Annotated in this window: 10 protein-coding genes and 2 tRNA genes; 10 read left to right on the forward strand and 2 right to left on the reverse strand. The window is 64.5% G+C overall.

The window, feature by feature from the left end; genetic code table 11:
* Positions 1-79: 79 nt before the first annotated feature.
* A complete protein-coding gene (gene ilvD / locus AC50X7_RS03765) occupies positions 80-1,801 on the reverse strand; it encodes a dihydroxy-acid dehydratase (RefSeq protein ID WP_494977835.1) in 1,722 nt (573 codons plus the stop codon).
* A gap of 326 nt (positions 1,802-2,127) precedes the next feature.
* Here ilvD and AC50X7_RS03770 point away from each other — a divergent pair, with 326 nt between their 5' ends.
* The gene (locus tag AC50X7_RS03770) at positions 2,128-3,204 is read left to right on the forward strand and encodes a sunset domain-containing protein (protein ID WP_494977836.1); all 1,077 of its coding nucleotides are present in this window, start codon (positions 2,128-2,130) and stop codon (positions 3,202-3,204) included.
* Between the two features lie 278 nt (positions 3,205-3,482).
* A tRNA-Lys gene (locus AC50X7_RS03775) sits at positions 3,483-3,558 on the forward strand.
* A gap of 171 nt (positions 3,559-3,729) precedes the next feature.
* Here the strand turns inward: AC50X7_RS03775 and AC50X7_RS03780 are convergent.
* Positions 3,730-4,188: a MarR family winged helix-turn-helix transcriptional regulator gene (locus AC50X7_RS03780; protein ID WP_307097821.1), complete on the reverse strand. Its 459-nt coding sequence runs from the start codon at positions 4,186-4,188 to the stop codon at positions 3,730-3,732.
* A gap of 96 nt (positions 4,189-4,284) precedes the next feature.
* Between AC50X7_RS03780 and bcp the strand changes: the two genes are divergently transcribed.
* From bcp to AC50X7_RS03820, 8 genes are all read left to right on the forward strand, one after another.
* Positions 4,285-4,758: a thioredoxin-dependent thiol peroxidase gene (bcp, locus tag AC50X7_RS03785; RefSeq protein WP_494977837.1), complete on the forward strand. Its 474-nt coding sequence runs from the start codon at positions 4,285-4,287 to the stop codon at positions 4,756-4,758.
* A gap of 115 nt (positions 4,759-4,873) precedes the next feature.
* Positions 4,874-4,955 (forward strand) — tRNA-Leu (locus tag AC50X7_RS03790).
* A gap of 256 nt (positions 4,956-5,211) precedes the next feature.
* The gene (locus tag AC50X7_RS03795) at positions 5,212-5,886 is read left to right on the forward strand and encodes a fasciclin domain-containing protein (protein ID WP_494977838.1); all 675 of its coding nucleotides are present in this window, start codon (positions 5,212-5,214) and stop codon (positions 5,884-5,886) included.
* A gap of 162 nt (positions 5,887-6,048) precedes the next feature.
* A complete protein-coding gene (locus AC50X7_RS03800; RefSeq protein ID WP_494977839.1) occupies positions 6,049-7,719 on the forward strand; it encodes an ABC transporter substrate-binding protein in 1,671 nt (556 codons plus the stop codon).
* A gap of 79 nt (positions 7,720-7,798) precedes the next feature.
* The gene (locus AC50X7_RS03805; RefSeq protein WP_494977840.1) at positions 7,799-9,301 is read left to right on the forward strand and encodes a malate:quinone oxidoreductase; all 1,503 of its coding nucleotides are present in this window, start codon (positions 7,799-7,801) and stop codon (positions 9,299-9,301) included.
* Positions 9,302-9,373: 72 nt separating this feature from the next.
* Positions 9,374-12,592, forward strand: a complete 3,219-nt coding sequence (locus AC50X7_RS03810) for an efflux RND transporter permease subunit (protein WP_494977841.1) — start codon at positions 9,374-9,376, stop codon at positions 12,590-12,592.
* Positions 12,593-12,708: 116 nt separating this feature from the next.
* On the forward strand, positions 12,709-13,818 hold the full coding sequence (locus tag AC50X7_RS03815) for an LLM class flavin-dependent oxidoreductase (protein ID WP_494977842.1): 1,110 nt from the start codon (positions 12,709-12,711) through the stop codon (positions 13,816-13,818).
* Entirely contained in the window at positions 13,818-14,288 is a 471-nt protein-coding gene (locus AC50X7_RS03820) for a MarR family winged helix-turn-helix transcriptional regulator (protein WP_104042212.1), read from the forward strand. Before AC50X7_RS03815 ends, AC50X7_RS03820 begins: the two co-directional genes overlap by 1 nt.
* Positions 14,289-14,307: the final 19 nt, after the last annotated feature.

The following is a 14,307-nucleotide window of genomic DNA, read 5'->3' on the forward strand; positions in this document are numbered from 1 at the left end:
AGGTGGCGGATTTTGCGGAGGTTCGCACCCCTTTTCTCTTTTGTCCCCCCCCCCCGCCCCAGCCCCACCAGGGCAGGCCTTAGCCGCAGTAGGCACCCGTGCTGGCGCTGTGCACCAGCTTTGCGTACTTGGCCAAAACACCTTTGGTGTACCTGGCCGGGAGCGGCTCCCAGCCGACCTTGCGGGCTTCAAGTTCTGCTTCATCCACCAGGAGGTCGAAGCTGCGGGCTGCGATGTCCACCCGGATCCGGTCGCCGTCCTGGACGAAGGCGATGGGGCCGCCGTCGACCGCTTCCGGGGCAACGTGGCCGATGCACAGGCCGGTGGTGCCGCCGGAGAAGCGGCCATCGGTGAGGAGCAGGACGTCCTTGCCGAGGCCTGCGCCCTTGATGGCTCCGGTGATGGCAAGCATCTCGCGCATGCCCGGGCCACCCTTGGGGCCTTCATAACGGATCACCACAACGTCGCCGGCGTGAATCTGGCCGTTGTCCAGCGCGTCCAGGGCGCCCTGTTCGCGTTCGAAGACGCGGGCAGTGCCTTCAAAGACGTCGGCGTCGAAGCCGGCGCTCTTCACCACTGCGCCCTCAGGAGCCATGGAACCGTGCAGGATGGTGATGCCGCCGGTCTTGTGGATCGGGTTGTCCAGCGCGCGCAGGATTTTGCCGTCAACGTCCGGCGGGTTGATGGCGTCAAGGTTTTCGGCAACGGTCTTGCCGGTGACGGTGAGGCAGTCCCCATGCAGCAGGCCGGCGTCGAGCAGTGCCTTCATGATCACCGGCACGCCGCCGATCTTGTCCACGTCGGTCATCACGTAACGGCCGAAGGGCTTGAGGTCGCCCAGGTGCGGGATCTTGTCGCCGATGCGGTTGAAGTCGTCGAGGGTCAGCTCAACCTCGGCCTCGCGGGCGATGGCCAGCAGGTGCAGGACGGCGTTGGTGGAGCCGCCGAAAGCCATGGTGACGGCGATGGCGTTTTCGAAGGCCTTTTTCGTCATGATGTCGCGGGCCGTGATGCCCAGCCGGAGCAGGTTGACCACTGCTTCGCCGGACTTGCGGGCGAATTCGTCACGACGGCGGTCTGCCGAAGGCGGGGCAGCGGAGCCGGGCAAGGACATGCCCAGGGCCTCGCCGATGCAGGCCATGGTGTTGGCCGTGTACATGCCGCCGCAGGCGCCTTCGCCCGGGCAGATGGCCTTTTCGATGCGGGTCAGGTCTTCCATGCTCATCTTGCCGGCGGCGCACGCGCCGACAGCTTCGAAGGCGTCGATGAGCGTGACTTCCTTTTCGGAGCCGTCCTCAAGCTTCACCCAGCCGGGCATGATGGAGCCGGCGTAGAGGAAGACGCTGGACAGGTCCAGGCGGGCTGCCGCCATCAGCATGCCGGGGAGGGACTTGTCGCAACCGGCCAGCAGGACCGAACCGTCGATGCGCTCGGCCTGCATCACGGTTTCAACGGAGTCGGCGATGACTTCGCGCGAAACCAGCGAGAAGTGCATGCCTTCGTGGCCCATGGAGATGCCGTCCGAGACGGAGATGGTGCCGAACTGCATGGGGAAACCGCCTCCCGCGTGCACGCCTTCCTTGGCGCCCTGGGCCAGGCGGTTGAGGGAAAGGTTGCAGGGGGTGATTTCGTTCCATGAACTCGCGACGCCGACCTGGGGCTTGGCGAAGTCGTCATCGCCCATGCCTACTGCGCGGAACATGCCGCGTGCGGGGGCGGCGTGGATGCCGTCAGTTACTACCCGGCTGCGGGGCTTGATGTCAGGCTTGTTGTCGGTCGCGATCAGGGTGTCCTCACTCATAGGGGAAATTCTATGGCTCCCCGGCAGGGCTCAACGACAGGGCGGCGCCGGTTAAGCGGAATATCGGGAATATTTCGATCAGATAGTGGACTGTCATCTCGAATAATGAGACCAGCAGGCCACCCCGGTGTCGCTCTGTGCTGTTAGTCACGCCTCATTTGCTTCACGTTCGAGGGGGAACCCGGCTCTGGTTTTTTCGTCGGGGTATCCGCGCCCGGTTACCGCACGCCATTGGAAGTCCCGGCAGGTCAAAGAGCTAGACAGCGCTGTTGCGCCGACGTAGCGTCGGTGAAAGTGCACCTTGCCATCCGACTGAAGGACCTGCCATGGAATTTGTCTTTTTGATCATCCTGCTCGCTGTGCTGGCGGGCGTGGTGTGGTGGCGGCTGAACGCTAAAAAGTCCGCGGCCGCTTCCGGAGGCGCGGGACAGACTGAAAGGCCCCACACCGACGGGGGTACACGCGCTGACGGTGCACTTTCGAGCGGCGGCGCAGCAGCGTCCGCCGAAGCTGCCGGCACCACTGGCATTCCCGGTGCCGCCGGATTCGGCGCCCCGGCCGAACCCGTGGCGCGCCCGGCGGCAGAGGAGCCGGCTGAAACAACGTCGACGGCGGGACCCGCCCCGGCCACTCCCCAGGGCCACAGCGGGACCGGCGCGACTGCTGTCGGCGCCCGAGCCGGTACGGACCGGGCAGAAGGTACCACCCAGGACGAAGGCAGTGTCCGGGATGAAGCTGAATGGGAAACGCAATGGTCGGAGGCCTCAGGGCCTGCCCACGTCCACGAGGGAGCCGGCCGCCGGGAAGGTGCCGCGCCGGCGTCGCCCGCCCCCTCCCCCGAGCAAGCGCCGCCAACCGAACAAACACCGGTTCACCACCCGGAGTACACGGAACCGCAGGCCCCCACCCTGCCTGGTGCAGAGACTGCGGCCGTTGAGGACGCGGACGACGCCGGCGCCGGAGTTTCCTTCCCGGTCCCCGCTGCAAGCACGTCCCGCCCCCAGGAAGGCGGTCCGAATGCCGCCGCTGCCGGCATGCGCCTCCCCAGTGATGCCGCAGAAACAGAGACCCAGGACCGGGCGCACTCCTCGGCGTTGGTGGAAACGGGGGCGGACCACATCCAGGGCCCGGCCGGCGGCGGTGCTGCCGCGGTGCAGGAGCCATCGGCGCATAAGCCAACAGGGCACCTCGCGGCGGAGGAACCTTATGGCGAGGGCTCGGCGTCGGCCGCGGCGGACGGCAGCGGGCCAGCGGACTACACCGTTAAAGGTGACGCCGGCGCCATGGTCTACTACGAGGAGGGACACCCCGAATACGGGCAGGTCCGGGCTGAAGTGTGGTTTGAATCTGCCGCCCACGCCGAGGCTGCAGGATTCAGGGCGCCGAGGCGCAGGCGGATCTAGCAGCACTGGCCCCGGCGGATGTGGACGGTGTACCCAGCCGGCACGCTTGTGGCCCAATTCACAGGCTGGTACGGGCGGATCCGGGACGCAGCACGGGCGGTTTTGGCTGGCCACCAACAACCAAAACCCTGAGTTTGTGCTGGTTTTGCCCCCTTCCGGCCAAGCGGCGAGTGCCGGCGGGCGCCGATTTCACATGAACCGGAAGTTCGTGTAGAGTTTCATGTCGTTGCGGAGATCAACGGGGAAACAAAAAGCCCCAAACGATCGAAACAAAAGATGCACCTCTAGCTCAATTGGCAGAGCAATTGACTCTTAATCAATGGGTTCCGGGTTCAAGTCCCGGGGGGTGCACCACTGGGAAAACAGCCCCTGGCTTGTGGAAACGCAAGCCAGGGGCTGTTTTGTTTTGCCCGCGAATTGTTCCGCCTAAGCGTCCGGCTAAAAGAAAAGGCGTGACCTCAGCTTCAAAGAGAAGCTGGGATCACGCCTGTACGCGGTAGGCAGCGGCGGTAGTGGCCGCGACGCCTACGGGGTCATGGATGGATTCTCCAGGAACTCTCCGGTTGCCTGCGATCCGAACTGGCTTGCCAACTCCCGGACAACAGCTTTGAGTTCCTGGCGGAGGACATCGGGATCGATGGTGGCGGCTGCAAGCACGGTGCGCTCCATCTCCACGGCAGCAGCAACAGCTTGCCGGCCCTGTTCCGTCAAAGACACCACGTGGCTTCTGCGGTCGGACGTGCTGCGGACCCTGACGATGTGGCCGTGGGACTCCAGCCGGCTGAGCGTTTTACCCATCGTCTGGGCCTGAACCCGCACGTACTGGGCAAGCTGTGCCTGCGTCATGGGGCCTTGTGCGTGGAGAACCTCGATGGCTATAACACCCGCATGGGTAAGGCCAATGGCCCCAAGTTTTTCATTCCATGAGTGTTCGACGAGGCGCGCAGCAGTGGACAAGAGGCGCCCTGTGGGCCATTGATCCATATCAGGCATAGCAGCAAGTATAGCCAAGTGTCGATTGGCACTGCTCCGGACGGCTTACTAGGGTGGGGTGTCCCGCCCGCAACAAGGAGAAAAACAATGGCTGACAGACTCGTAACCGGTGACGAAGCGCCCCCATTCACGCTCAGGGATTCAGCAGGCAAAGACACCAGCCTGGCACCGCGCCCGGGCCGCCACACGATTGTCTACTTCTACCCGGCAGCTGCAACACCGGGGTGCACCAAGGAGGCCTGCGATTTCCGGGACAACCTGGCGTCCCTGCAGTCAGCCGGATATGACGTCCTCGGGATCTCCCCCGACCCGGTGGAGAAACTTGCAAAATTTGTTGCCCAGGAAGCCCTCAGTTTCCCGTTGCTCTCGGACGAGGACCATGCCGTCGCGGAGGCTTACGGGGCTTGGGGTGAAAAGAAAAACTATGGCAAGACCTACCAGGGCCTGATCCGCTCCACCATTGTGGTTGATCCCGACGGCAAGGTGGCGATGGCCCAGTACAACGTCCGTGCCACGGGACACGTGGCAAAGCTGCGCCGGGACCTGAAGCTGGACGCCTGACCTCACCGCTGCTGACGCAGATCCGGCCTGCGCGACGTTACAATTAAAACTGGCATCCGGCGTCGTGCGTTTACCAGCCCTGTTATTAGAGGTCTCGGACACGCTGCCGTGCCATGCGCGAGTGGTGAAATTGGCAGACACGCAGGATTTAGGTTCCTGTGCCTTCGGGCGTGGGGGTTCAAGTCCCCCCTTGCGCACACCAAGAGGTCCTCCGGCTCCGGCCGGGGGATCTCTTTTTCTTTTTCCCGTGGGCGCACGCGCCGCCGGTGCCCAAAAAGCTGCAGATTCGCGGCACGCACAAAACTCCTTGATGTTTGACCCATCCGTATTCGTACAACTCCCGAATACCCATTGAGACACCAGCCAAGGGCAGGTGCCCGCCAGCCAGACGCAAACAAGGCCCCGGACATCCGGTCCACCGCCTGCGAAACGCTAAACACAAGGAGAACCGAAATGCAGACAATCAAGCGCACAACTTTCACGGTCGCAGGCGTCGCAGCTGCCGCTCTGCTGAGCCTCACGGCGTGTGGCGGCTCGGCCGGCACCTCAAGTTCCTCGGCCCCTGCCGCCGCACCTGCGGCTTCCAGCATGGCCCCTTCCCCGTCCGCCAGCGCCACTGCCGCCACCATGGATCCGGCCGCAAACCTCGTTGGCCCGGGCTGCGCAGGTTACGCCAAGCAGGTACCCACCGGCGCAGGCTCCGTTGAAGGCATGGCACTGGATCCGGTGGCCGTCGCTGCATCGAACAATCCCATCCTCACCACCCTGACTTCCGCCGTGTCCGGCAAGCTGAACCCGAAGGTGGACCTGGTCGACACCCTCAACGGCGGCGAGTTCACGGTCTTCGCACCGGTTGATGACGCCTTCGCAAAGATCGATGCCGCCACCCTCGAAACGCTGAAGACGGACGATGCCCTCCTCAGCAAGATCCTCACCTACCACGTGGTTCCCGGCCAGATTGCTCCTGACAAGATCGCCGGCACCCACGCCACAGTCCAAGGCGGGTCCGTCACCGTCACCGGCAGCGGTGACGCCCTCAAGGTGGATGACGCCAAGGTGATCTGCGGCGGCGTCCAGACCAAGAACGCAACGGTTTACCTCATCGACTCGGTGCTGATGCCCAAGTAATTTCGTCAGCACGGGACGGGCCTGGTCCCACAGGACCAGGCCCGCCCGCGTTTATGGCCGTACCTGCGGGCGGCCATGACGGGAAACGGGAGTACGGGGTCAACTAGACTGGGTCCCGGCCCGCAGTCGGCGGCGCCGGCAAAATCCAGAGGTGATAAACGAGTGCCCAGCAGTCCATCGCGGCGGACGGTCATCAAGACCGGAGCCGTCCTCCTGGCGATGAGCGTCACCTCCTGCACGGGTGTTCCCGCCCCCTCGCCGTCGTCCACCACGCCAACTCCAAGCGCCTCCGCCGAGCCCACGGCGACCTTCAATTTCGGCACCGCAGTGCAGCCGCTGGGCCTGGACCCGGCACTGTCCAGCGACGTTGAGTCCCAGCGCATCACCCGGCAGATCCTGGAGGGGCTGGTGGGCGTGGACCAGACCACCGGTCAACCCACCCCGCTGCTGGCCACCGAGTGGAGCGAATCCAACGAGGGCCGAACCTACACGTTTAAGCTGCGCAGCGGCGTCACCTTCCAGGACGGAACGCCGTTCAACGCGGACGCAGTGTGCGCAAACTTCAACCGGTGGTTTGCCTTCTCCGCAGAACTGCGCCGGCGGGCCCCGGGCAGCTCGTTCAAGGGCGTATTCAAGGCGCACTCGGACGAGGCAGCGCTGTCCATCTTCAAGAGCTGCACCGCGCCGACCGTCGACACCGTGCAGATCGACCTCACGCAGCGCTTCACCGCATTCCTGCAGGCACTGACCCTGCCTGCCTTCGCCATCGCCTCCCCCGCGGCACTGGCGGCAGGCAAGGCGGATGTGCTGGACCGGACCCGCGGCGGCCAGGCCTTGTCGGCGTACGGCGCCCACCCGGTGGGAACAGGTCCGTTCAGCCTGAAGTCCTGGGATGAAGGAAGCGTCACGCTGGTCAGCAATCCGTCCTACTGGGGGGACCGGGGGCAGATCGCCACCATCAACTTCGTGGCCTACAACCATCCCCAGGCGCGCCTCCAGGCGCTGCTGGACGGCAAAATCGATGGCTACGACGCCGTGACGGTGGGGAACTTCGACCAACTCGTCAAGCGCGGCAAGCAGATCGTGCAGCGCGATCCGTTCTCGGTGATGTACTTAGGGATCAACCAGGAAATTCCTGTCCTGCAGAACCAGAAAGTCCGGCAGGCCATCGAGTTGGCGATCGACAAAGAAACGTTGATCCGCAGGTTCTTCATCGATAACACCGCTGCGGCCACGCAGTTTGTTCCGCCCAAGATCAGCGGGTTCAACAATGACGCCCCTGCCCTGGGCCATGATCCGGCAAAGGCCAAGGAATACCTCAAGGAGGCCGGGTACGCCGGCGAAGCGCTGAGGTTCTACTACCCGTTGAATGTCACCCGGCCGTACCTTCCCACACCTGAAAAGGTCTACGCCGAAATCAGCCGGCAGCTCACGGCGGCAGGGTTCAACATCCAGCCCGTGCCCGTTGACTGGTCCGATGGCTACCTCCAGAAGGTCCAGTCCCCGGGCGACCATGCACTCCACCTGCTGGGCTGGAACGGCTCCTACTCCGACGCCGACAACTTTGTTGGACCCCTCTTCGGGGAGAAGAACGGCGAGTTCGGCTACCAGGATCCGCAGGTCTTTTCGAAGATCAACCGCGCGCGCGGGCTGCCGGAAGGGGAGGAACGCGATGAGCAATATCACACCATCAATGCCCAAATCGCGGCATCCGTTCCCGCGGTGCCCATTGCCTTCCCGATCTCCGCGCTGGCCCTCTCGGACCGTGTGGTGAGTTATCCGGCGTCGCCTGTCTTAAATGAAGTTTTCACTAAAGTGCAACTGAAGCCTTGACGGGCCAGTCCAATTTCAGTAGTAGGGCTGCCCGGGGATATTCTGTGACAGCCAGAGCCGCTGCAATCGGAGACTGATCGTGACCTTCATTTCCAAGACCCCACATGCCGACGTCGTCCTGATCGGCGGCGGCATCATGAGCGCCACGCTGGGGGCATTCATCAAGCAGCTGGAGCCGAACTGGACCATCTCCATGTTCGAGCGGCTGGACGAGCCGGGGCTGGAAAGCTCGGGCCCATGGAACAACGCAGGAACCGGCCACGCCGCCCTCTGCGAACTCAACTACTCCCCCGCAGCCAAAGACGGCTCGGTGGACCCCACCAAGGCACTGCTCATCAACGAGCAGTTCCAGCTTTCCCGCCAATTCTGGTCCCACCTGGTGGACCAGTCCCTGATCGGGTCGCCCAAGGGCTTCATCAACACCGTGCCGCACATGAGCTTTGTGATCGGCGAGGCGAACACCAAGTTCCTCAAGACCCGCTACGAGGCGCTTAAGCCGCACGCCCTGTTCCGCAGCATGGAATACTCCGAGGACCACGGCCAGATTGGCAAGTGGGCTCCGCTGATCGTCAAGGGGCGTGACCCCAAAGAGCGGATCGCGGCCACCCGCGCTGCCGAGGGTACGGATGTGGACTTCGGGGCGCTGACCCGCGAGCTGACCACCTACCTCGGGAACAACGGCGTCGAAATTAACTACGGCCACGACGTCACGGGCATCTCCAGGGCGTCCGACGGCGGCTGGAACCTTTCGCTGAAGTACCCCAAGTCCGGGGAACACAGCAAAATCCACGCCAAGTTCGTCTTCGTTGGCGCCGGCGGCGGCGCGCTTCACCTGCTCCAGGCCTCCGGCATTCCGGAAAGCAAGGGCTACGGCGGGTTCCCCGTCTCCGGCCAGTTCTTCCGCTGCACCGACGAGGCCCTGGCGGCGCAGCACAGCGCCAAGGTTTACGGCCAGGCGTCCGTGGGAGCTCCCCCCATGTCCGTGCCGCACCTGGACACCCGGTACGTCAACGGCAAGCGTTCCCTGCTCTTCGGTCCCTACGCCGGATTCTCCACCAACTTCCTCAAGAGCGGCTCCTACCTGGACCTGCCGCTGTCCATCCGGCCCGGCAACATCATCCCCATGCTGGCCGTTGCCAAGGACAACATGGACCTCACGGCATACCTGGTGAAGGAAGTGGCCAAGAAACACGCCGACAAGGTGGAAGCCCTGCGCGAGTACTACCCGGAGGCCAAAGCGGGCGACTGGGAACTGATCACCGCCGGCCAGCGTGTACAGATCATCAAGAAAGACCCGCAAAAGGGTGGCGTCCTTCAGTTCGGTACTGAAGTGATCGCCGGCCGTGACGGCTCCATCGGCGCACTCCTCGGTGCTTCCCCCGGCGCCTCCACCGCCGTGCCCATCATGATCGAACTGCTGCGGAAGGCTTTCCCGAAGAACTTCAAGGGCTGGCAGTCCAAGCTGAAGGACATGATGCCCGGTTACGGCATCAAGCTCGATGACAACCCGGAACTTGCCGTGGAGCTCGAAAGGGCAACGGCCAGGTCCCTCCAGCTGGAGAGCGTTTCCGCCGGCCACTGACCCCTGCACGGGGTGAGTGGCCGGCTTCCGGCACACAACAGTTTCGCTAGAACCCCACAGGAGACCGATCAGATGTTCCGGCTGGCACAACTCTCACTTGCAAACCGGGCGCTGATCGCACTGATCACCGTATTCGCTTCCGTCTTCGGCGTGATCACCATGTCGTCGCTGAAGCAGGAGCTCATCCCGTCGATCGAGTTCCCCCAGATCACGGTGCTGACGGCCATGCCGGGCGCCTCCCCGGAGGTGGTGGACAAGCAGGTAAGCGGGCCGCTGGAGACTGCGCTGAACGGCGTGGAGGGGCTGGAATCCACCTCCTCCACGTCGCGGAACGGCGTCTCGCAGATCACCATGGTCTTCACGTACGGGTCCAACCTGGACCGGGCCCGGAACCAAATTGACCGGGCCATCTCCAACGCCAAGCGTTCCCTGCCCGAGGACGTACAGCCGCAGGCCTTTGCGGGCAGCATCAACGACTTCCCCATCGTGTTCCTGGCGGTGTCCTCCGACAAGTCGCTCAGCGAGCTGAACGCGGACCTCCAGCGGCTGAGCGTCCCACGGCTGCAGAAGATCGACGGCGTCCGGGGCGCCGACGTGACCGGCGGCGCCACCCAACACATCGAAATCCTTCCCCGCCCCGAAGCCATGGCCTCCGCCGGAGCCACCATCACCTCTATCCGCGACGCGCTGGGCAACAACGGCACCCTGGTTCCGGCGGGGACCCTTGAGGAGCAGGGCAAAACGCTGTCCCTGCAGATCGGCAGCCCAGTGGATTCGCTGGATGCCATCAAGGCGCTCCCCCTCGCCGGGGCAAAGGACGCCGCCACCGTCGGCACCGTGGCGGACGTGTCCCTCAAGGACGACGAACGCACCTCCATCACACGGACCAACGGCGAAGAAACGCTCGCCGTCTCCGTCACCAAAAAGCCCGAAGGGGACACTGTGGGCATCTCGCATGCCGTGCGGGACACACTGGACGAGCTTGAGGCCGAACTGGGATCGAACGCTAAGTTCACGCCGGTGTTCGACCAGGCCCCCTTCATCGAGAAATCCATCAAGGACCTCACCACCGAGGGCCTTCTGGGACTCGGCTTCGCCGTTGCGGTCATCCTGGTCTTCCTGATGTCTGCCCGGTCAACGCTGGTGACGGCCGTGTCGATCCCGCTCTCGCTCCTGATCACCTTCATCGGCCTGTCCGCCACCGGATACTCGCTGAACATCCTTACCCTCGGCGCCCTCACGATTGCCATCGGCCGGGTGGTTGACGACTCGATCGTGGTCATCGAAAACATCAAACGGCACCTCAGCTACGGGGAAGACAAAGTCACCGCAATCCTGACAGCCATCAGGGAAGTGGCCGGCGCCATCACGGCGTCCACCCTCACCACCGTGGCGGTCTTCCTCCCCATCGCCTTCGTGGGCGAACTGGCCGGCGAGCTGTTCAGGCCCTTCGCCCTGACTGTCACCATGGCCCTGCTGGCCTCCCTGCTGGTCTCGCTGACCATTGTTCCCGTGCTTGCGTACTGGTTCCTGCGCAATCCCGGTACCACGCCAGGCAGCGACGCCGCCCGCCAGAACGCAGCCGAGGCACGGGCCCAGGCCCTGGAAGCGGAACAGCGCAGCAGGCTGCAGCGCGGATACCTGCCCGTCCTCTCCAAAACCCAGAAACATCCCGTCATCACCCTGGTGGCTGCCGCGCTGGTCCTGGGCGCCACCGCCGCCATGACGCCGCTGCTGGCCACCAACCTGCTGGGCAATTCCGGCCAGAACAGCCTGACGGTCCGGCAGGTGCTGCCCGCCGGCACCAGCCTCGCGGACACGAGCGCCACGGCCATCCGCCTCGAGGAGGTCCTGCGCGGAATCGACGGCGTCCGTGACGTCCAGCTGACGTCCGGCAATGCCCAGGCCGGCTTTGCCGCGCTCACCTCCACCGGCTCGTCCAACTCCACGTTCACCGTGGTGACCGACGAAAAGGCGGACCAGGAACAGCTGCAGGAGACGGTGCGGAACGAACTGGCAAAGGTGCCCGATTCCGGGAAGGTTTCCGTGGGCACCCAGCAGGGCGGCTTCGGCACCTCGTCCACAGTGGATATCACCATCAAGGCCGCCACCACGGCCGACCTGCAGGCGGCAAGCGACACCATGGTGGAAGCCATGACCGGCGTTCCCGGCACCAGTGAAGTGGCCACCAACCTTGCGGCCAGCCAGCCGGTGGTTCAGGTGAAGGTGGACAGGGCGAAAGCTGTGGCCGCCGGGCTCGACGAAGAACAGGTGGCCGGGGTCCTCGCTTCGACCATCAGCCCCATCCCCGCCGGAACTGTCCGGATCGACACCGACGATTTCCCGGTCCAGATCGGTCAGGGCACCAGATTCACCAGCATTGACGCCGTCCGCAGAATCCCCCTTCCCGCCGCCGGCACCCCCGTGACGCTGGGCAGCATCGCCTCGGTGGAACAGGTGGACGTGCCGGTATCCATTACCGCCAGCAACGGCCAGCGCACCGCACGTGTGTCCGTGACGCCGTCCGAATCCAACCTCGGCGCGGTCAACGCCGAGGTCCAAAAACGCCTTGAAGAGGTGCAGCTGCCGGCCGGAGTCACCGCCGAACTCGGCGGTGCCACCACCCAACAGCAGGAGTCATTCCAGCAGCTCGGCCTCGCGCTGCTGGCTGCCATCGCCATCGTTTACGTGATCATGGTGGCCACCTTCAAGTCCCTCATCCAGCCGCTGATCCTGCTGGTTTCGGTGCCGTTCGCGGCCACCGGCGCCGTGGTCCTGCTTCTGGTGACCGGGGTTCCGCTGGGACTGCCGTCGCTGATCGGCATGCTCATGCTGGTGGGAATCGTGGTCACCAACGCCATTGTGCTGATCGACCTCATCAACCAGTACCGGCAGCCGCGGGACGGGCGGCCGGGAATGAGCGTGGCAGATGCAATCACGCATGGCGCACGCCAGCGGCTCCGCCCAATCCTGATGACAGCCCTGGCCACCGTCTTTGCCCTGACCCCTATGGCGCTGGGCCTCACCGGCGGCGGCGGCTTCATCTCGCAGCCGCTGGCCGTGGTGGTGATCGGCGGGCTCATCTCCTCCACCGCCCTGACCCTGGTACTGGTGCCTGTGCTGTATCGCCTGGTGGAGGGCCGCCGCGAAAGGAAGGCGCTGCTCCGGGAACTGCAGGAACGCCCGGAGTTCGGCGCCGGCGCGGACGTGGACGACGAGTTCCGGGACTGGACCACCGGCATGGTCCCCAAAGTCAGCGGCCGCCGCGCCGCCCCCGGAAGCCCCGAGTAAACAAAGCGGAATATTTTCCCGCCGGCAGCGTTGTACCCGTCGATAGATGCAAATGCATCTAAATTGGCCTATACTGGATCGCAGGCCAGCAAGTCCAAGCAACGGAAAGGCACATCATGCAGATCGGTGTTTTCAGCGTCAGCGACATCACTCCGGACCCCACCACGGGCCGGATCCCCACCGAGAATGAGCGGATCAAGGCCTCGGTGGCCATCGCCAAAAAGGTCGAGGAAATCGGCATGGATGTCTACGCCCTGGGCGAGCACCACAACCGGCCCTTCTTCTCGTCCTCCCCCACAACCACCCTCGCCTACATCGCCGCGCAGACCGAACGCATCACGCTGTCCACCGCCACAACCCTGATCACCACCAATGACCCGGTGAAGATTGCCGAAGACTTTGCGATGCTCCAGCACCTGGCCGACGGCCGGGTGGACCTGGTCCTCGGCCGCGGCAATACGGCTCCGGTCTACCCATGGTTTGGCAAGAACATCCAGGACGGCGTGGAGCTCGCGATTGAGAACTACAGCCTGCTGCGCAAGCTGTGGGACGAGGACACCGTGAACTGGTCCGGCAAGTTCCGCACGCCGCTGCAGAACTTCACGTCCACGCCCCGTCCGCTCGACGGCGTCGCCCCCTTCGTATGGCACGGTTCCATCCGCACCCCGCAGATCGCCGAAGTGGCCGCCTACTTCGGTGACGGCTTCTTTGCCAACAACATTTTCTGGCCGAAGGAGCACTACCAGCAGCTGATCAGCCTTTACCGTGAGCGCTACGAGCACTACGGCCACGGCAAGGCGGACCAGGCGATCGTGGGTTTGGGTGGCCAGTTCTTTATGCGGAAGAACTCCCAGGAGGCCGTCAAGGAGTTCCGTCCCTACTTCGACAACGCTCCGGTGTACGGGCACGGGCCGTCCCTGGAGGATTTCACCTCGCAGACGCCGCTGACCGTCGGCAGCCCGCAGGAAGTCATCGAGAAGACGCTGACGTTCCGGGAGTACTTCGGCGACTACCAGCGGCAGCTGTTCCTGATCGACCACGCGGGCCTGCCGCTGAAAACGGTGCTTGAGCAGCTGGACCTGTTCGGTGAGGAAGTCCTCCCCGTCCTGCGCAAGGAATACGCGGCCCGTAAGCCGGCCCACGTTCCTGAGCCGCCCACCCACGCCGGCCGGGTGGCTGCGCTGCTGGCAGCCCAGGACACCGAAAAGTCCGCTGCGGAGGCGTGATGGCAGGCAAGACTACCGAGTCGCCGGTTCGACTGGCGGCGGAAACCTGGGAGTCGCTGTTCCGGGCCCAGGTGGCTGTGATGCGCAAGCTGCAGTCCGGCCCGGCCTTCCGGAAGCTCGCGGTGAACGAGTATGACGTCCTGTTTACGCTCTCCCGCTGTCCCACCGGGTGGCTGCGGCTCAACGAGCTCAACGACAACGTCCTGCTGAGCCAGTCCAGCCTCAGCCGGCTGGTGGAGCGGCTGGAAAAACGCGGGCTCGTGGCCAGGATGCCCGCACCGGAGGACGGCCGCGGCGTGCTCCTGCAGCTGACGGACACCGGCCGTGAACTGCAGAAGGAGATCGGGCGCGAGCATGTCCGCGACATCTCCACCCTGATGGGTCCGGCCCTGACTCCGGCTGAGCAGAAGGAGCTGCGAAGGCTCACCGAGAAGCTTCGAAGCTCGCTGGGGCCACGCCCTGTCCGCTAGGAAGAACCTGCAGAGGCCG

It is taken from the genome of Pseudarthrobacter sp. Hb11, assembly GCF_059383655.1.